Consider the following 18,483-nt stretch of genomic DNA (forward strand, 5'->3'; position numbering starts at 1 on the left):
TATATCTTTCTTCGCAGTTATTTTTATTTATTGCTTAAATATTCATCAATACCTTTTGCGGCAGCTTTTCCTGCACCCATGGCAAGAATTACAGTTGCAGCTCCGGTTACAGCATCACCACCGGCAAATACACCTGCCTTTGAAGTAGCACCATTTTCTTCTTCTGCGATGATACATTTTCTGCGGTTGATTTCAAGACCTTTTGTAGTAGAAGAAATAAGCGGGTTCGGGGAAGTTCCAAGTGACATGATCACGGTATCTGCCTCGATCTCATATTCAGATCCAGGAATCTCTACCGGACTTCTTCTTCCGGATGCATCCGGCTCACCGAGTTCCATCTTAATGACCTTCGCACCTTTAACCCAGCCATTCTCATCTACAAGGATCTCTGTCGGGTTCTGGAGCAGATCAAAGATCACTCCCTCTTCTTTTGCATGATGTACTTCCTCAACACGCGCCGGAAGTTCTTCCTCACCACGACGGTATACAATGTGTACCTCTGCCCCAAGTCTCTTTGCCGTTCTTGCAGCATCCATAGCAACGTTACCACCACCGACAACAATGACTTTCTTGCCGGCTTTGATCGGTGTATCATACTCATCCTTAAATGCTTTCATCAGGTTATTTCTGGTCAGAAACTCATTTGCAGAAAATACACCCATTGCCTGTTCTCCAGGAATACCCATAAATCTTGGAAGTCCGGCACCGGAACCGATAAATACAGCCTCAAACCCTTCATTTTCCATCAGTTCATCGATCGTAACAGATTTACCGATGACAACGTTTGTCTCGATCTTAACACCGAGTGCTTTTACATTTTCAACCTCTGCTGCAACAACCTTCTGTTTCGGAAGACGGAATTCCGGAATACCATAGATCAATACACCGCCTGCCTCATGAAGTGCTTCAAAGATCGTTACATCGTAACCAAGTTTTGCCAGATCACCGGCACAGGTTAAACCTGCAGGACCGGAACCAATGACTGCAACTTTATGTCCGTTTAACTTCTCTGCTTTTTTCGGTTTAATGCCGTGTTCTCTTGCCCAGTCAGCAACAAAACGTTCCAATTTACCAATTGCAACAGCTTCGCCTTTGATTCCACGGATACATTTTCCCTCACACTGGCTCTCCTGCGGACAGACACGTCCACAGACTGCAGGAAGTGCAGATGACTGGCTGATGATATGGTATGCCTCCTCAAAATTCCCCTCTTTAACCTGTGCGATAAATGCAGGGATATTGATGGAAACCGGACAGCCTTTCATACACTGTGCATTTTTACAATTTAAGCAGCGCGCTGCCTCAGCCTTTGCCTCTTCCTCGTTATATCCTAAACATACCTCTTCAAAGTTAGCCGCACGAACCTGTGGTTCCTGCTCGCGAACCGGTACTCTATTTAATACGTCCATTCTCTCTATCTCCTTTTCAAACGCTCAATCCTACTGACAGTTGCCACAGCCGCCGTGATGTGTATCACCTTCCTGCAGCTTTAACATCGCTCTTCCCTCTTCTGTCTTGTACTGTGCCTGACGTTTCATCGCTTGGTCAAAATCAACCTGATGCCCGTCAAACTCCGGTCCGTCCACGCAGGCAAATTTTACTTCCCCGCCTACTATCAGACGACATGCACCGCACATTCCGGTTCCGTCTACCATGATCGGGTTCATGGAAACAACGGTCGGGATTCCAAGCTCTTTTGTCAGCTTACATACGAATTTCATCATGATCATCGGTCCGATCGCTACACAGTGATCATAGCGTTTTCCTGCATCCCAGAGTTCCTGTAACTGATTAGTTCCCATACCGTGGAATCCATAAGAACCATCATCGGTCGTCACATAGAGATTTGTCGCAACTTCCTTCATCTGATCTACTAAGATTAACAGATCTTTTGTCTTAGATCCCATGATAACATCACAGTCCACACCGTGCTCATGCAGCCATTTTACCTGCGGATATACCGGTGCTGTACCAACACCTCCGGCAACGAAAAGGATCTTCTTTTTCTTTAATTCTTCAATATCTTCGTCAATCAGGTCAGACGCACATCCAAGCGGACCTACAAAATCCTGGAATGCGTCTCCTTCCTGTAAATATGCCATACGCTCTGTAGATGCTCCGACAGTCTGGAATACGATTGTGATCGTACCTGCCTCTCTGTCATAATCACAAATGGTAAGCGGAATACGCTCGCCCTCCTCATCAATCTTTACAATTACAAACTGCCCCGGCTCACAGTACTGTGCCACACGAGGTGCTTTGACATCCATAAGATAAATCTTATCTGCCAGTTTTTCTCTTCTTACGATTGGATACATATTCTCCTCCTAACATTTTTATATACATCAACATGCCCGTCAAAGTATTTATTTTCATACTTTAACATAATAAAGGAAAACACGCTAAATTTCAACGGCTTTCCTCCATTTTTCTCAATTACTTCTGTTTTTTCTTAAATTATTACTGCCAGATCCTGCAAAAAATTCCATTTTCTTTATTTTAAACACTATTGCGCCTGTGAAAACAGGATACGGTCGTTATCTAAACGCTTTCCGGCACAGACCGCAAACTGTTCTAACAGATCCTCCACAGTCATGCCTGCCCGTTTTTCCCCGCTCACATCCAGAATAATATTTCCGGAATCCATCATAAGCGTGCGGTTTCCAAGTTCTAATGCCTGGTGCATATTGTGGGTTACCATAAGGCAGGTGATCTTTCTCTCTGCAACGATCTGTCTGGTCAGGTCGAGCACTTTTTTTGCGGTTGCCGGATCCAATGCCGCCGTATGCTCATCTAACAGCAGGATCTTTGGTGTGACCATCGTCGCCATAAGAAGCGTCAGTGCCTGGCGCTGTCCTCCGGAAAGAAGTCCTACCGGCTGCTTCATGCGATCCTCTAACCCCATATCAAGCAGTGCAAGGTGCTCCCTGAATTTTGCTTTATCCGCCGCATTGATACGGCTGAAGTAGGCATTTTTTGAAGTTTTTGCACGCAGATACGCAAGTGCCATATTTTCTTCGATTGTCATGTGCGGTGCAGTTCCTTTTAAAGGATCCTGGAACAGATGACCAATCACCTTGCTCCGCACATGTTCTTTCTGGTAAGTAATATCCTCCCCATCTAACACAATCAGTCCCCGGTCGATAAAAAATGCTCCGGTGATCGCATTAAATAATGTAGATTTACCTGCTCCATTGCTTCCGATAATTGTTGCAAAGTCGCCATCCTTCAATTCCAGATTCAGATTTTTTAATGCGCATTTTTCATTGACAGTTCCCGGATTGAAGGTCTTGCTGACATTTTTCATAATTAACATCACGGTTCCTCCTTCTTCTGGTTCTGTTTCTGGATCTGCTGCATATATAACTGGTTTTCAGCCTTTGCCTGGCGGCGTTGTTTCACAAACGCAGCCTGCTTCTTAAGATAAGGCAATGCGATCGCAAACGCAACGATGAGTGATGATACCAGTTTTAAACATTCTGCCGGAACATTTAATCTTAACGCGATCGCTACGATAAAACGATACAGACAGCTTCCTAGCACTACACCGACCACACGCTTTAACACTCCGCCTTTTCCAATGATCGATTCTCCGATGATCAGGCTCGCAAGAGCGATCGTCACCATTCCTGTTCCAAGATTGATATCGCAGGATTTCTGATACTGTGCAAGCAGTCCGCCGGAGAGTCCTGTCATGGCATTTGCCACACAAAGACCGATCGTGATCATAAGTCCGGTATTGATACTTGATGCCCTTACCATATCCGGGTTATCACCGGTCGCACGGATGGAAAGTCCCAGTCTCGTATTTAAAAACCATGCCAGTATCACGCCTACAATCATAACAAATACTGCTGCGACAATGAGTTTATACCAGGTTCCTCCGATGTGGTCTTTCGCCCATGAAAATACCGTATCGCAGGAAAAAAGATTGAGATTGGATGCAAACCCCATGACTGCAATATTGATCGTATACAGTCCGGTATTTACAATAATTCCGGCTAAGATTGACTGAATGCCCATTCTGGTCTGTAAAAATGCGGTAACAAATCCAGACAGCACACCTGCTGCGGCTGCCGCAAACAATCCTAACACCGGATGTCCGGCAAGCGTCACTGTCGCACAGACCGCACAGCCCAACGTGAAACAGCCGTCTGTTGACAGATCCGCAATATCCAATATGGAAAATGATACAAATAATGCCAATGCAACAAGTGCATAGATAAAACCAAGTTCCAACGCACTCTGTACAATGGAAAGTGTAATGATTGAACCCATAATCCCCTCCGGCTCATTTTTTCTTATATTCCGCTTTTATTCAAATTCTTCTGCAGTCGTAACTTCTTTTAATTCCTCACACATATCTTTGAACACGCCATCATCAATACCAACGGCTGCCGCTGTCTCTGTATTGACAGTCACAATACCGCTGTCTAAGGTACGGACTGCTGTTGTTGCAGGATCCGCACCATTTACAAGAACATCTGCTGCCATATCTGCTGTTGCAGTTCCAAGTTCTGTGTAATTAACTCCATAGCCTAGGAATGCACCGTTTAATGCAAAAGAATCTGCTCCTGTATAATGAGGAATCTTTGCATCTGCAAATTTTTCAAAAATCGCAAGTTCTGCTGTCATGATCGTATTATCGGTTGGAGTAAATACTGCATCCACTCCTTCTGCCACAAGTGCATCTGCCGCTGCGGATACTTCTGCATTGGTGGTTCCTGTCTTTTCAATGTACTCAATACCATTTTCCTCACAGAAAGAAATCGCATCTGCAACCGGTACCTTAGAAGAATCCTGGCTCTTATCATATAACAGTCCGATCTTTTTAACATCCGGGTTGGCTGCCATGATCAGCTTCATGACTGCCGTGGTGTCAAGTGCATCGGATGTACCTGTGATATTTGCTCCCGGTGCCTCTAAGTCTGCAACAAGCCCTGCACTGACCGGATCTGATACTGCGGAAAATACAACCGGGATCTGGTTATCCTCTGTTGCGTTCTGCATGATCATGGCTGCCGGAGTTGCAATCGGAATGATCACATCCACTTTCTCTGCCACAAGATCTGTTGCGATCTGATTTAATGTGGAAGAATCTGCCTGACCGTTATAGGTATAATCTGCATAATCGAATGTCACACCAAGTTCTGCACCTTTTGCATCAAGCTCTGCCTCAATTGCTTTCTCAATCTGATTTAAAGATGCATCATCTACATACTGGACGATACCTACTTTATAAACTGTTCCATCTGCATTTGCAGCTTCTGTCACATTTCCGTCCGCATCCTCTTTTATCTCTGCAGTATCTGCATTATTCTGTGCATTTTCATCTGCATTTGCATTACTTCCTGCGTTATTTCCGCATCCACCAAGCACACCTGCTGTCATTGCCATCATTAATACTACTGCCATCATTTTTCTCTTCATTATTTTTTCCTCCAGATTTTAAATTTGGAAAATCCGTTTTGAGAGGTGGAATTCGTCATGCAGCGTAACAAAAAATACTTTTTTATTACACAAAAAACCGCCTCAGGTTCTTGCCTGAGACGGTAATAGTATCTATTATCGCGGTACCACTCATATTGACTGAAAAGTCCACTCGCTTCATGTACAACCATACATGCCGGATGGGTAACGGGTCCGGTTCCCGGCGACGCCTACTGTATCTGTTCAGGCCGCCCTCAAAAGTCCATTCAGCAAATCCATCCATACTGCAATCCCACCACCTGCAGCTCTCTGTAATATCAAAAAATGCTTACTATTCTTTCTCAACGGTTTTTCTTTATGGATATACTTTAATATATTAAAGTGATTTTGTCAACACATTTTTTATTTTCTTTTTTATTTACTTTTTTCTCACACGGATTCATGTTATAATGTTGATGTATTATCCCATATAACTCCATAAATATAATTATGGGCTGGGAAATCCATATTTTTATTCAAAAGAAAAGTGGTATTTACCACGGAAGGGAGGATTTTATAATGTATAAATTTACAGACGACTATTTAATTGGAATTGACGAGATTGATAATGAGCATCGTCGGTTATTTCAGATGATAAATGAAGCGATTGACCTTTCAAAAGAAAGTTCAGATACCTCTGTTATCTCCAAGAATCTGGTTTCCGGATTGAAAAATTACGCTGCAACACATTTCGCCCATGAGGAAGCTTACATGGAGCATATTCATGATCCTGAGCTTCCGATCCAAAAAAAAGAACATGAAGCATTTACAAAAAAAATCAACACTTTTGCTCTGGATACTTCTTCCCCGGAAGCAGCAAGGCAATCCCTAAACGACCTGCTGGCTTATCTGGCTCGCTGGTTATACCGGCATATCTTAAGCAGTGATACGATGATCGGAAAAATGTCTTCTATTTCTGCTGATGAAGAAGATCCATTTGCATTTTGCGAAAAATACAAAACCGGCGTTGAGTTAATTGATACTGAGCACCGACGGCTGTTTGAGATCATTCACGATACCAACGATCTGATTCACGCAGAACTTCTGCATGACAAATATGATGAGATCATGCAGCTGCTTGTAGAATTAAAAGACTATACAGAATTTCATTTCCGTGATGAAGAAAATCTCATGGAACGCATCCATTATCCGGAAATCAGTGCTCAGAAACGTGCACATACTGCCTTCGTGGAACGTCTTGTTGAGGTTGATTTAACAGATTTGGACGAAATGGATGACAATCAGCAGGAATATCTGATTGACCTGATCAATTTTTTGTCCGGCTGGCTGATCAATCATATCTTAGGTTCCGATAAAAAGATTGGTGAGTATATGCGTGAACATGGAATCAAGGAAGAATAGGCTCAAAGAAAAACAAGAACACAAAAAATAATATCTGATTACTAAAAATTTTAAAAGGACAGAAACTGGAATCTTCGGATTTCCAACTTCTGTCCTTTTCCTATGCATCTATTTGTTGCTGTTCACATCTCCAAGTGTGACCAGCAGCGATTATTCTTCCCAGCTTACACATGCAGAACATATCCGGTTTACGAGAAATATACCAGCTCATCTTCCGGTTTTTCTGCCGGTTCGATGGATACCGGATAAAGTACCGGTCCTTTTCCCTTATACTCTCTCGCAAATTCCACATGCACTTCCGCAGTGATATTGATCCAGGATTTGTGCGGGATCTTGTCCTCATCCGCATATTTACACTTAAATCCGATAAATGTCACATCCTCGATGCAGCATGTCATCGCAAAACGTCCCGGCACAAACACTCCTTTTTTAAGTTTTTCCGGATTGTATACCAATGCCAGGAAAGATACTTTTTTGCCCTCATATTTTTTCGGATTATCCATACAGTCCATGTACCAGATTGCATAGTCTGCATCGGTGATCTCGATCACATCCGCAGAAAGATCAAACGGAAGTTCCTCCGGACGTTCATCCAAGCTGCCGTCCTCACGCTCGAAGACGAGCTGTGCCTTGCGGTTCTGTGCCTTGACATTACGGCGGCATTTGCCTTTGTCCGTGCTGTCATCACAGCGGTTAAAGATCACGACATCTGCCTGGAATAACTGTTCCATTACCATGGTACGCATATTTGCAAGATACATGTCAAACGTTGTCGCATCCACAGTCGCTAACTGCTGTACGATCACCCAGTGTTTCGGGAGTTCCATATCCATCAGTGTTCCCATTCCCCAGGTACCATTGTATTCGATAAACACCTGCTCCGGCAGATATTCCGCCTGCACTTTGTTTAAAAACTCTTCGGTAAAATCCTCTTCATTTTCTACCATGACAAGTCTGGCGTTGATTTTTTTTAACTCCTCCTCGTCATATTCGACATCTCCGTCCTCACAGCAGATCACAACACTTCTTCCACCCTCAGTGAAACCATCATCAAACAGCGTCTCTTTTACAAGAGTCGTCTTTCCACTGTCCATAAAACCGGTAAATAAATATACTGGTATTTCGTTCATATAAATCTCCATTCTTGCGTGTGAAAAATCTTATTTTTCACACTAATCTCCATTCCTGAGTAACTTTTTCCCGCTTTTACGCGATTCCAAACAGTTCCTCTAATCTGTGTTCGTCAATATGTGTACCAATCACACAGAGTCTTCCGGTATAATCTGGCTCTCCCTCACGGATCTCGTACTCACCCGGAACCATGTCAAAGTAGATCCAGGAACCATTCACATCGGCTACCATACCTTTTGCACGAAGGATCTCGCCGTAGTCGTCTGTCTCGCAGAGTGTCTTTAACACTTCCTCAATCTGCTCTTTTGTAAACTTATGAGGAGTCTCCTTGCCCCAGCTTGTAAATACCTCATCTGCATGATGATGGTGATGATGATCATGGCAGCCGCAGGTGCAGTTCTCGTCATGCTCCTCATGATCGTGGTCGTGATCATGGTCATGGTGATGTTCATGTTCTTCGTGATCATGGTCATGGTGATGTTCATGTTCTTCGTGATCATGGTCATGATCATGGCAGCCACAGGTGCAGTTCTCGTCATGCTCCTCGTGGTCGTGGTCATGATGATGCTCATGCTCATGTTCTAAAGCTTCCTCTTTTGCATGCTGCTCTGCGAGAAGTTTTACTTCCAGAGAGTCCTGTCCCTCCACTACTTTTAAGATCTGCTCGCCTTTGATCTCATCCCATGGAGTTGTGATAACAGCAGCTTTCGGATTTAATGCCTGGATCTGTTTTACACACAGCTCTAACTGCTCCGGTGTTGCCTTCTGGCTTCTGCTTAAGACAACCGTTGTCGCATATTCGATCTGGTTGTTGAAAAATTCACCAAATGCTTTCATCTGTTTGCTTGCCTTTAATGCATTTACAACCGTGATCAGTCCGTTTAATTTGACATCCTCGTCTTTTTCCACGTCGATGACAGATTTCATAACATCGGATAATTTACCAACACCGGACGGCTCGATCAAAATACGGTCCGGATGGAACTTCTCGATGACTTCATGTAAGTTTTTACCAAAATCGCCTACTAAGGAACAGCAGATGCATCCGGAATTCATCTCTGTGATCTCAATTCCTGCATCCTTTAAAAATCCTCCGTCAATGCCGACTTCACCAAATTCGTTCTCAATCAGAACGATCTTCTCGCCCTTAAAAACTTCCTCGATCATTTTTTTAATAAATGTTGTTTTTCCGGCTCCAAGGAAACCAGATATAATATCAATTTTTGTCATTGTCTTATCTCTCCCTTCACAAACACTACTATTTTACTCTAGTTTTTCCTCTTTTGCAAATTTTTGCATGGATTTCATGAAACTTTTATATTTTACGCTATACACTTCTCTTCTACACAGCACTCTTATTTATGAAACTGCATCTGATACAGTTTTTCATACACACCGCCTTTTTCTAACAGTTCCTCATGCGTTCCTTCCTCCGCAATGCCCTCCTCCGTCAAAACCAGGATTCGCTGTGCATTTTTGATTGTGGAAAGCCGGTGTGCGATCACAAATGTTGTACGATTCTTTGCCAGTTTTTCCAGAGAATCCTGCACGACTTTCTCACTTTCATTGTCAAGTGCACTCGTCGCCTCATCAAAGATCAGGATCGGTGGATTCTTTAAAAATACCCTTGCAATGGACAAACGCTGTTTCTGCCCGCCGGAAAGCTTGATTCCCCGCTGTCCGATATCTGTTTCATACCCATTTGGCAGCGACATGATAAAATCGTGTGCATTGGCATTTTTCGCCGCTTCAATCACTTCCTCACGTGTTGCATCCGGTTTTCCATAACGGATATTATCAAAAACGGTTCCGACAAACAGATACACATCCTGCTGTACGATACCGATATGGTCGCGCAGGCTCTTTAACCTGATATCCCGGACATCGCAGCCATCAATCTTAACTGCTCCTGCCGTCACATCATAAAACCTCGGAATCAGTGAACACAGTGTACTCTTTCCGGCTCCTGACGACCCCACAAGTGCCATATAAGCCCCCGCCGGAACGTTCAGATTAATATGATTTAACACACATTCCGTATTTTCCTCATACTGGAAAGATACATCCTCAAAGCTGATATCGCCTTTGACATTGACCAGCTCTTTTGCATCCTCTTTATCTGCAATATCCGGTTCGATCGCCATGATCTCCTGAAAACGTTCAAACCCGGTATATCCGTTCTGAAACTGTTCCGTAAAATCAATTAGTGTCCGCACCGGCTCTGTAAACACGCTGATATAAAGCAAAAATGTGACCAGATCACTGATATCCACACTTCCCTTTGCGATCAGAATGACACCCGCAAGTATGACATTTACCTGGATCAGGGTCGTAAAAGTACCAAGTCCTGCCGAGAAACTTCCCATATAATAATAACTGTTCTTTTTTGCGCGCAGAAAGCCTTCGTTTCCCTGACGGAATTTTTCTTTTTCGATATCCTCATTCGCAAATGACTTTACCACACGGATCCCGGACAAATTATCCTCGATCTGTGCATTGATATCGGCGATCCGCTCGCGGTTGCTGCGAAACGCACGTCGCATTTTTCCGTTCATGTAATAGGCAAACAGAAACATGAACGGCAGCACTGCAAATGCGGCAAGTGCAAGTGCCGGTTTAATACTCATTAAGATCACGAACGCACCAATAATTTTGATCAGGGAAAGGATAATGTTTTCCGGTCCATGGTGCATCAGTTCTGTGATATCAAATAAATCCGTCGTAATACGGGACATCAGCTGCCCAACCTTCTGATCATCATAAAAGGAAAATGACAGCTTCTGAAAATGTGCAAAAATCTCCGCACGCATGTCATACTCGATTTTAGCGCCCATCACATGCCCCTGATTTGCAATAAAAAAACGGCTGTAACAGTCTACCGCCACCAGTGCGAATAACATAAGCGCAATCCAACGGATCTGTCCTAAAATCGCCTGCGGTTCCATATAGATTAATGTAGATGTCACATAACGGATCACAAGCGGGATCACAAGCGCGACCGCCGCAGATACCGTTGCAAAAAACATATCTGCCCAGAACACTCCCAGATACGGCTTATAATATGAAATCATCTTTTTCAGGTTTTTACTCATAGTATTCCTCCATTTCCAACTCTTTTATTTTATCTATCCTGTCCCAAAAGTCAAGAATATGTGCTATACTAAAAGAAGCACACAGTGACATTGAGACTGCCAAAGTGCGATCCAATGTCAAATACGATAAAAAGGAGTACATGTATGGATACAATCAAAAGCAAATACCATGAAACACTTGCTGCAACAGTGATCAAAAACCTTGAAAAACGCCAGATGGAAGGCTACTACTGCCCGACCGTAGAAGACGCAGAAAAACTTGCATTTTCATTCTTAAAAGATGGGCAGACCGTATCTTTCGGCGGCTCCATGACCTTAGAGGAGACCGGCATGCTGACAGCGCTCCGCCATGATCCTTCCATCCATCTGATCGACCGCTCAACCGCAAAAACACCAGATGAAACAAAAAAAATGTATCACGACGCTCTTTCCAGCGACGTATATTTTATGAGTACCAATGCAATCACAACCGGTGGCGAGCTTGTCAACATCGATGGAACCGGAAACCGTGTTGCCGCACTGATCTATGGTCCGGAAACTGTTGTTATTTTAGCTGGAATGAATAAAATTGCCGCAAATGTAGACGAGGCCCTGAGCCGTGTACATAATGTTGCCACAGCACAAAACTGTATCCGTCTTGACAAAAAAACACCTTGTGCCATAACCGGTGCCTGCGCAGACTGTCTTTCTCCGGACTGTATCTGTAATCAGGTTGTCATCACCAGAAGAAGTGGAATCAAAGGACGTATCAAAGTACTTTTGATTGGAGAATCTTTCGGTTATTAATTAAAAAAGAACCGTGAAAATATGAATTTTTCAGTTTGTTAACTGTTTTTCATATTTTACGGTTCCTTTTTTCGTATCTTTTCAAAATAATTTCCCATGGCTGCTATTTCTTTTTTGCAACCATTTTACAACCATACTCTTCGGTCTCCGGATTGCTGTTCTGCTTACGAACCACTTTATACTCATAACGCATTCCTGAATCAGTTACATCCATATAAAGCTGTAGCTGCATTCCAACGTCCAGACAGCCGGAAATTCCTTTAAACAGTACACCATTTGCGCTCATATTTTTGATGGTAACCGGTATCGGCTTATGGAGCGTTATCATGTTATTTTTTATCCTGACACCTTCGATCTTGCCAGATGCTTCAATCTCATAACGCTCAAATTTTCTGCCTTTTTTCTGTTCTTCATCGTATAGCGCAATCGACATTTCGTTTGCGATCACCGCCCCCTGTACGGTACCTAAATAAGAATATATTTTGTTCTCCAGAAAAACAAGCAGTCCCACTGGTTCTTTCGGGCGATATGCCATCGCACTCGCCCGCACTTTGATGATATTTGTCAGCAGATTATGACCAAGAATTACCGTGTCTGCAAGTACACTGTTTTTTTTCTGTTCACGGATAATTACCCGGCAGTTTTTTAAATTAATCATAAAATATCATCTCCATTCTACTCATTTCGTATATTCTGTCTCTATCTTAAATTCGTATTTCATGCATCTTTTCTTATATTATAAACATATTTATGCATTTCTGCAATACCATGCCCTTTGCTCCACGATATTTCTAAAGATTATCCACCTTACGAATAGACTTATTATCGCAATAAAATATATCTGGTAAATAACCTCACTCAGAGAAAAAAAAGACTACCACACATGCGGTAGTCTTTTTGCACTACAACTAATTATTAGTTGTATTTTCTTTTTCTAGCTGCTTCAGATTTTTTCTTACGTTTTACGCTTGGTTTCTCGTAGTGTTCTCTTTTACGAATCTCCTGCTGGATACCTGCTTTTGCGCAGTTTCTCTTGAAACGACGTAAAGCGCTATCTAAAGTCTCGTTTTCTTTTACAATTACACTAGACATTATCTCACACCTAACCTCCCTCCAGTTGCGTATTGTGCATATTCAACTGTTTGGGTAATATTTATTGCACTATATAGCATTATAACATATTTTCCCGGTTCGTCAACCTATTTTTGAAATAATTTCAGATTTTTATTTGAAATTATTTTACGGTAATCTGAACTTTAACAGTTTTCCCATTCGCTGTGACAAGAATGGTTGTCTTTCCTTTCCGAATGCCCCGGACAACACCTTTACTGTTTACTGTAGCGACTTTCTTGTTCTTAGACTGATATGTTATTTTTGTTTTTGGCATTGCAGTGGCTTTGATCGTCGCTCTTTTACCCTTTTTTATAGTAAGCGATGTCTTAGTCACATCCAATGTCTTTCCAGAAAATGAAACAACAGCAGGTGTATATTCCTTTTCTGACCTGTTAAGATAATACCAGCATCCACCGTTTTTTTCATTCTCATAATTTTGCTTTACAACTGATTTCTTATCTACAGTAAGTGTCACATCATCAACATAAATACTTCCTTTATATGCCTTATTAAAACCAGAGATGAACAGATGTCCATACACACTTCCTTTTGATGCAGAAATCCTGTCACAGTTATCCAATGGTATTTTCACATTGACAACATAAAAATCACCATATTTTTTTACTTCTTTCGAATTCTTATCATAAGAATATCCTTCTTTCGAAGACTGTGCCATTCCGGCATATGTATCGCCATTTTTGCCTGTAAAAAAATTAACTGCAGGTTTTACCCATATTCTTCCAGTTTTCATATAAACGGCTGGCACATAAATTTTTGTCTGAAATACATAAGTCTTTCCAAAAGTAATTTTTTTATTGGAAATCAGGCTCTTTACATATATCCCGCTGTCATCTCCACTTGCTGCATTCCTGGCAAAATCAACATTTATCTCTAATGCTTTTGTTTTCGCAGCAGCGATTACTTCACTGCTTTCACCTGCAAAAATAAACGTAAACATCATTGCAAATGCCATAACCACAGCAATCATCTTTTCCTTTATTTTCATCTGCATTTTCTCTCCTCTGTATTAAACAAACATTTAACGCAGTTTAAAACGCTCTACAAGGCCCTCTAAGGAATCTGCTTCTGCAGAAAGTTCTTCACTGGTAGCAGATGTTTCTTCCGATGCTGCAGAGTTGCTCTGGATTGCGTCGCTGATCTGTTTCGTGCTGTCTTCGATCTCTTTTACAAAGGCTGCCTCACGATCAGATGCCGTACGGATCGTTGCTACCTCACCCACAATAGCATCCAGTTCGTTCAGAACATCCGTCAGAGATTCTGCCGTCTGCTGTGTCACCTGATTACCGTGTTCTACTTCATTCTGGTTCTCTGTCAAAAGCTGTTTTGACGTATCTGCAGAATTTGCACTGCTCTCAGCAAGCATACGGATCTGCTCTGCAACAACTGCAAATCCTTTTCCTGCCTCACCGGCTCTTGCTGCCTCAATAGATGCATTTAAGGACAACAGATTTGTCTGTGATGCAATACTCTCAATTTCTTCGATAACCTGTCCGATTTCCTTGGATGTCACGGAAATACGCTCCATTGCCTCTGTCAGTTCTGTCATCTTCTGCTGGCTTACCGCTGCTGTTGTTCCAACGTCTTTCGCTTTATCATGTACAATATCAATCGACTTACTTGTTCCAAGAATCTGTTCTGTGATTTCTGAAACGCTCTGTGCTAAAGAATCAACGGCCACTGCCTGATCCGTTGCATTTTTGGCAAGATCCTGTGCGCTGACTGCAAGCTGGTCGGATCCCTGTGCCACCTGATTCGAAGATTCACGGATTGATTTTAAAGCGTCACTAACATGTTCTGTTGTTGCAATCAGTTTTGCATGCACCGTATCAAATTCTCCCACATAAGCATCCCTGCATCCGGATTTTACCGTATAATCACCTTTTGCAAATGCATCCAGAATATGATTAAGATCTCCTATAATCCGTTGCAGCGTAGTTGCTGTTTTGCGAAAATCTTCTGCAAGTTCTCCGATCTCATCCTCCGACTGATAAGCAATTTCAATATCAAGTTCTCCACCAGAGATTTTTTCTGCCACACTGCTTAGTTCCCTGACCGGTTCTACAATATAGTGTATCAGCATCTTAGCCCGTTTCAATGTTGCCAGAATACTGCAGACCGTTATAATCGCAAGCACAACAATACCTCCGGCAAGCACAAAATGCTCTGCTACAGACGGAACAATTTTTACTGCAAACATTAAAAATACTGCAAGCGCCACGCTGACCACATATAAAACTATGATCATTTTAAAGCTTCCGTTTACCTTTTCTTTAATACTCTTATTTTTAAATTCCATTTCTTTATCCATCTTTTGCCTCCATAGCTAAAAAGCTGTCATCTTCCGTGATTCTTCAGTTGCGGGACAATCATGCTAAACAGCTTTTAGGAAAGCTGTGCCTCAAGTGCTGTTTTTGCCTCTGCGATCGCCTCCAAAATACCAGCCGGATTTTTGCCTCCCGCCTGTGCCATATTTGGACGTCCGCCGCCGCCACCGCCGACTTTGCCGGCAATGCTCTTGATCAGATTTCCTGCATGCGCTCCCTGTTTCATTGCTGCATCAGTTGCCATAACGATCAGATTTACTTTTCCTTCACAGGAAGAAGCAAGTACGATCACACCTTCACCAAGCTGTTCTTTTAACTGGTCTCCAAGATCACGCAGACCGTTCATATCTACACCGTCTACGGCAGAAGCAAGTAATTTCACACCTTTTACTTCCACAATCTGATCCATGACATCTCCAAGCGCCTCTTTTGCTGCTTTGCTCTTTAAGGACTCGTTTTCGCTGGTCAGTGCTTTGATCTCTGCCTGCATATGCTCGATTTTCTCTGTTAATGTCGCCGGTGTTGCCTTTGCCGCTTTCGCTGCCTCTAAAAGTTCTTTCTCTAAATTGCGATAGTAAGCAAATACGTTGTCTCCGGTCAGTGCCTCGATTCTGCGGACGCCTGCTGCAACACCATTTTCAGAGATGATCTTGAATGCTGCTATTTCGGATGTATTCTTTACATGAGTACCACCACAGAATTCTTTGGAAAAATCTCCCATGGATACCACACGGACAGTCTCACCGTATTTTTCGCCAAATAACGCCATGGCTCCTGTCTTTTTCGCCTCATCTACAGTCATCACATCTGTGCGTACCGGAATTGCCTCTGCGATCTTATCATTGACGATCTTTTCTACTTTTTCAAGTTCCTCCGGTGTCATGGCTGCAAAATGACTGAAATCGAAACGGGTACGCTCGCCATCCTGATAGGAACCTGCCTGCTCTACGTGGGTTCCTAATACTTCACGCAATGCTTTCTGCAGTAAATGTGTTGCGGAATGGTTCTTACAGATCTTTGCACGGAGTGCTGCATCTACCGAAAGATCTGCCTCATCTCCTGTTTTCATCATACCGGAGATCATCTTTCCGACATGTCCTACTTTTCCGCCAAGTAATTTGATCGTATCCTCTACCTGGAATTCTCCGGTTGCAGTGCGGATGATACCCTTATCTCCCTGCTGTCCACCCATGGTAGCATAGAATGGAGTCTGTTCTACGATCACGGTTCCAACTTCTCCATCAGATAATGCCTCAACGATCTCCGTCTCTGTGGTAAGTACGGTAATTTTTGACTTGCAGTTTAAGGAATCATAGCCTACAAACTCTGTGGTAACAGAAGGATCGACAGACTCATATACTGTCTCATCAGCGCCCATGTAGTTTGTCACTTTGCGGGCTTTTCTCGCTGTGGTACGCTGTACTTCCATCGCCTTTTTGAATCCCTCTTCATCGACAGAAAATCCTTTTTCTTCGAGGATCTCCTGTGTCAGATCCATCGGGAATCCATAAGTGTCATAAAGTTTAAATGCATTCTCACCGGAAAGAACCTTTACGCCGTCTGCTTCCATCTGTTTTTCCATATCAGAAAGGATGGAAAGTCCCTGATCGATTGTTTTTCCAAATTTTTCTTCTTCCTGGGATAATACTTTAAAGATAAAATCTTTTTTCTCTTCAAGTTCCGGATAACCATCCTTACTCTCATTGATTACGGTAGCAGCCAGTTTTGCCATAAAGATGCCATCTATACCAAGCATTCTTCCGTGTCTTGCTGCACGGCGGATGATACGGCGCAGTACATATCCACGTCCCTCATTTGATGGCATAATACCGTCAGAGATCATAAATGTTGCAGAACGGATATGGTCAGTGATCAGTCGGATAGATACATCATCCAACGCATCCACCTGATATTTTTTACCGGACAGCTCACATACCTTGTCACGGATTGCTTTCATGGTATCAATATCGAATACAGAATCTACATCCTGCATAACAACAGCTAAACGCTCTAATCCCATACCTGTATCAATGTTTTTCTGTGCAAGTTCAGTATAACCGCCCTTACCGTCACCCTCAAACTGGGTAAATACATTATTCCATACTTCCATGAAACGGTCGCAGTCACATCCTACCTTACAGTCCGGTTTGCCACAGCCATATTTTTCTCCACGGTCATAATAAATCTCAGAACAAGGACCGCAAGGACCGGCACCATGCTCCCAGAAGTTATCACATTCTCCGGTCTCCGGATCACGGTAAAATCTGGTGATCTTCTCTGCCGGAACACCCACTTCTTTGTTCCAGATTTCGAATGCCTCATCATCTTCCCCGTAAATAGACGGATAAAGTCTGTCCTCCTCAAGTCCAAGAACCTGGGTTAAAAACTCCCATGACCAGTGTATCGCATCATGTTTAAAGTAATCACCAAACGAGAAATTACCAAGCATCTCAAAAAATGTCAGGTGACGTGCTGTCTTACCGACATTCTCAATATCGCCGGTACGGATACACTTCTGACAAGTGGTCACTCTTCTCCTCGGCGGTATCTCCTGACCTGTAAAATATGGCTTAAGCGGTGCCATACCCGCATTGATCAAAAGTAAGCTGTTATCATTGTGTGGTACCAATGAAAAACTCTTCATTGCAAGATGTCCCTTGCTCTCAAAAAACTCAAGATACATTCTGCGCAATTCATTTTCTCCGTAAAACTTCTTCACGACAAGTTCCTCCAACGTTGTATAAATTATTTCATGCCCTGTTTTTACAAGGTCACGACGGCATTACTCTTTTCCGGCATTTCCGGAAGCTGCAGCTTCTTTTTTCGCTTTGCTTTTCTCTGCCCACTTTCTGCCGGCAAATACTCCAGCAACTGCAACAGCTGCAAGAATTACCATTATTAACACATAATGTACAAACCATCCAAATACTGCCATAGATACCCCTGCCTTTCTATCTTCTATAACTTATTCAGTATAACGCACTTTTTTCCTATGCGTCAAGCGTTAACATGTTACTATTCACTCGTACCTCGTTCCAGCAACGGATTTTGCCGATGCTTCGCATTCCAAATCGGCAAAATCTGCTGCCACCACTGTATCATACGGCATTTTCAGTTCAGAAAATGCCTGCCTGTGAACAGTAGCGTTAACACTACTGTTCCTCAATCAGGAAAACCTGATTCTC

17 protein-coding genes and 1 other annotated feature are annotated in these 18,483 nt (G+C 42.8%); of the genes, 2 read left to right on the top strand and 15 right to left on the bottom strand.

Annotation, left to right across the window (positions count from 1 at the left end):
- Positions 1-23 precede the first annotated feature (23 nt).
- The 5 genes from gltA to DW650_RS02635 all read right to left on the bottom strand — a co-directional run bounded on the left by gltA (position 24) and on the right by DW650_RS02635 (position 5,430).
- On the bottom strand, positions 24-1,409 hold the full coding sequence (gene gltA, locus DW650_RS02615; protein WP_118208999.1) for an NADPH-dependent glutamate synthase: 1,386 nt from the start codon (positions 1,407-1,409) through the stop codon (positions 24-26).
- 30 nt (positions 1,410-1,439) lie between these two features.
- A complete protein-coding gene (locus DW650_RS02620) occupies positions 1,440-2,318 on the bottom strand; it encodes a sulfide/dihydroorotate dehydrogenase-like FAD/NAD-binding protein (RefSeq protein ID WP_006856173.1) in 879 nt (292 codons plus the stop codon).
- 188 nt (positions 2,319-2,506) lie between these two features.
- Entirely contained in the window at positions 2,507-3,316 is an 810-nt protein-coding gene (locus DW650_RS02625) for an ABC transporter ATP-binding protein (RefSeq protein ID WP_117919121.1), read from the bottom strand.
- Positions 3,316-4,278 carry an ABC transporter permease gene (locus tag DW650_RS02630; RefSeq protein WP_117919119.1) on the bottom strand — a complete coding sequence of 321 codons (963 nt, stop codon included), beginning with the start codon at positions 4,276-4,278 and terminating at the stop codon, positions 3,316-3,318. The genes DW650_RS02625 and DW650_RS02630 overlap by 1 nt, the downstream gene beginning before the upstream one ends.
- 36 nt (positions 4,279-4,314) lie before the next feature.
- Positions 4,315-5,430 (bottom strand): ABC transporter substrate-binding protein, encoded by a 1,116-nt coding sequence (locus DW650_RS02635; RefSeq protein WP_117919117.1) that lies wholly within the window; start codon positions 5,428-5,430, stop codon positions 4,315-4,317.
- 112 nt (positions 5,431-5,542) lie between these two features.
- Positions 5,543-5,784 (bottom strand) — a binding site (T-box leader).
- 135 nt (positions 5,785-5,919) lie between these two features.
- Here DW650_RS02635 and DW650_RS02645 point away from each other — a divergent pair.
- The gene (locus DW650_RS02645; RefSeq protein WP_118209000.1) at positions 5,920-6,831 is read left to right on the top strand and encodes a bacteriohemerythrin; all 912 of its coding nucleotides are present in this window, start codon (positions 5,920-5,922) and stop codon (positions 6,829-6,831) included.
- 188 nt (positions 6,832-7,019) lie between these two features.
- Here the strand turns inward: DW650_RS02645 and DW650_RS02650 are convergent, their stop codons facing one another.
- The 3 genes from DW650_RS02650 to DW650_RS02660 all read right to left on the bottom strand — a co-directional run bounded on the left by DW650_RS02650 (position 7,020) and on the right by DW650_RS02660 (position 11,054).
- Entirely contained in the window at positions 7,020-7,961 is a 942-nt protein-coding gene (locus DW650_RS02650; RefSeq protein WP_015560723.1) for a TIGR03943 family putative permease subunit, read from the bottom strand.
- A gap of 76 nt (positions 7,962-8,037) precedes the next feature.
- Positions 8,038-9,192, bottom strand: a complete 1,155-nt coding sequence (locus DW650_RS02655) for a CobW family GTP-binding protein (RefSeq protein WP_118209001.1) — start codon at positions 9,190-9,192, stop codon at positions 8,038-8,040.
- 125 nt (positions 9,193-9,317) lie between these two features.
- A complete protein-coding gene (locus DW650_RS02660) occupies positions 9,318-11,054 on the bottom strand; it encodes an ABC transporter ATP-binding protein (protein WP_006856181.1) in 1,737 nt (578 codons plus the stop codon).
- A 144-nt stretch (positions 11,055-11,198) separates the two neighbouring features.
- On the opposite strand from DW650_RS02660, the gene DW650_RS02665 reads away from it, so the two are divergent.
- Positions 11,199-11,840, top strand: coding sequence for a lactate utilization protein (locus DW650_RS02665; protein WP_006856183.1), 642 nt, complete (start codon positions 11,199-11,201; stop codon positions 11,838-11,840).
- Between the two features lie 103 nt (positions 11,841-11,943).
- Here DW650_RS02665 and DW650_RS02670 read toward each other — a convergent pair whose 3' ends face one another.
- The 7 genes from DW650_RS02670 to DW650_RS19475 form a co-directional block, all read right to left on the bottom strand.
- Positions 11,944-12,498: a PilZ domain-containing protein gene (locus DW650_RS02670; RefSeq protein WP_006856184.1), complete on the bottom strand. Its 555-nt coding sequence runs from the start codon at positions 12,496-12,498 to the stop codon at positions 11,944-11,946.
- A gap of 257 nt (positions 12,499-12,755) precedes the next feature.
- Entirely contained in the window at positions 12,756-12,932 is a 177-nt protein-coding gene (gene rpsU / locus DW650_RS02675; RefSeq protein WP_006856185.1) for a 30S ribosomal protein S21, read from the bottom strand.
- 142 nt (positions 12,933-13,074) lie between these two features.
- Positions 13,075-13,959: an Ig-like domain-containing protein gene (locus DW650_RS02680; RefSeq protein WP_243006721.1), complete on the bottom strand. Its 885-nt coding sequence runs from the start codon at positions 13,957-13,959 to the stop codon at positions 13,075-13,077.
- A gap of 33 nt (positions 13,960-13,992) precedes the next feature.
- Complete coding sequence (locus DW650_RS02685; RefSeq protein WP_118209002.1) at positions 13,993-15,282, bottom strand: methyl-accepting chemotaxis protein; 1,290 nt, start codon at positions 15,280-15,282, stop codon at positions 13,993-13,995.
- Between the two features lie 74 nt (positions 15,283-15,356).
- A complete protein-coding gene (gene alaS, locus DW650_RS02690; protein WP_117919101.1) occupies positions 15,357-18,017 on the bottom strand; it encodes an alanine--tRNA ligase in 2,661 nt (886 codons plus the stop codon).
- A 63-nt stretch (positions 18,018-18,080) separates the two neighbouring features.
- Positions 18,081-18,233 (bottom strand): vanadium nitrogenase, encoded by a 153-nt coding sequence (locus DW650_RS02695; protein WP_117919099.1) that lies wholly within the window; start codon positions 18,231-18,233, stop codon positions 18,081-18,083.
- 84 nt (positions 18,234-18,317) lie between these two features.
- Entirely contained in the window at positions 18,318-18,464 is a 147-nt protein-coding gene (locus tag DW650_RS19475) for a hypothetical protein (protein WP_157610551.1), read from the bottom strand.
- Positions 18,465-18,483 lie beyond the last annotated feature (19 nt).

Source organism: Roseburia sp. AM23-20 (genome assembly GCF_003470905.1).
In the GTDB taxonomy this organism is placed as follows: Bacteria; Bacillota; Clostridia; order Lachnospirales; family Lachnospiraceae; genus Roseburia; species Roseburia rectibacter.

What these genes read in the sequence shown, in the direction of transcription:
- DW650_RS02670 (WP_006856184.1), bottom strand. Translation starts at nt 12,498, where the DNA reads ATGATTAATTTAAAAAACTGCCGGGTAATTATCCGTGAACAGAAAAAA.
- DW650_RS02625 (WP_117919121.1), bottom strand. Translation starts at nt 3,316, where the DNA reads ATGTTAATTATGAAAAATGTCAGCAAGACCTTCAATCCGGGAACTGTC.
- DW650_RS02635 (WP_117919117.1), bottom strand. Translation starts at nt 5,430, where the DNA reads ATGAAGAGAAAAATGATGGCAGTAGTATTAATGATGGCAATGACAGCA.
- DW650_RS02650 (WP_015560723.1), bottom strand. Translation starts at nt 7,961, where the DNA reads ATGAACGAAATACCAGTATATTTATTTACCGGTTTTATGGACAGTGGA.
- gltA (WP_118208999.1), bottom strand. Translation starts at nt 1,409, where the DNA reads ATGGACGTATTAAATAGAGTACCGGTTCGCGAGCAGGAACCACAGGTT.
- DW650_RS02680 (WP_243006721.1), bottom strand. Translation starts at nt 13,959, where the DNA reads ATGAAAATAAAGGAAAAGATGATTGCTGTGGTTATGGCATTTGCAATG.
- DW650_RS02685 (WP_118209002.1), bottom strand. Translation starts at nt 15,282, where the DNA reads ATGGATAAAGAAATGGAATTTAAAAATAAGAGTATTAAAGAAAAGGTA.
- DW650_RS02655 (WP_118209001.1), bottom strand. Translation starts at nt 9,192, where the DNA reads ATGACAAAAATTGATATTATATCTGGTTTCCTTGGAGCCGGAAAAACA.
- DW650_RS02645 (WP_118209000.1), top strand. Translation starts at nt 5,920, where the DNA reads ATGGGCTGGGAAATCCATATTTTTATTCAAAAGAAAAGTGGTATTTAC.
- DW650_RS02620 (WP_006856173.1), bottom strand. Translation starts at nt 2,318, where the DNA reads ATGTATCCAATCGTAAGAAGAGAAAAACTGGCAGATAAGATTTATCTT.
- DW650_RS02665 (WP_006856183.1), top strand. Translation starts at nt 11,199, where the DNA reads ATGGATACAATCAAAAGCAAATACCATGAAACACTTGCTGCAACAGTG.
- rpsU (WP_006856185.1), bottom strand. Translation starts at nt 12,932, where the DNA reads ATGTCTAGTGTAATTGTAAAAGAAAACGAGACTTTAGATAGCGCTTTA.
- DW650_RS02630 (WP_117919119.1), bottom strand. Translation starts at nt 4,278, where the DNA reads ATGGGTTCAATCATTACACTTTCCATTGTACAGAGTGCGTTGGAACTT.
- DW650_RS02695 (WP_117919099.1), bottom strand. Translation starts at nt 18,233, where the DNA reads ATGGCAGTATTTGGATGGTTTGTACATTATGTGTTAATAATGGTAATT.
- DW650_RS02660 (WP_006856181.1), bottom strand. Translation starts at nt 11,054, where the DNA reads ATGAGTAAAAACCTGAAAAAGATGATTTCATATTATAAGCCGTATCTG.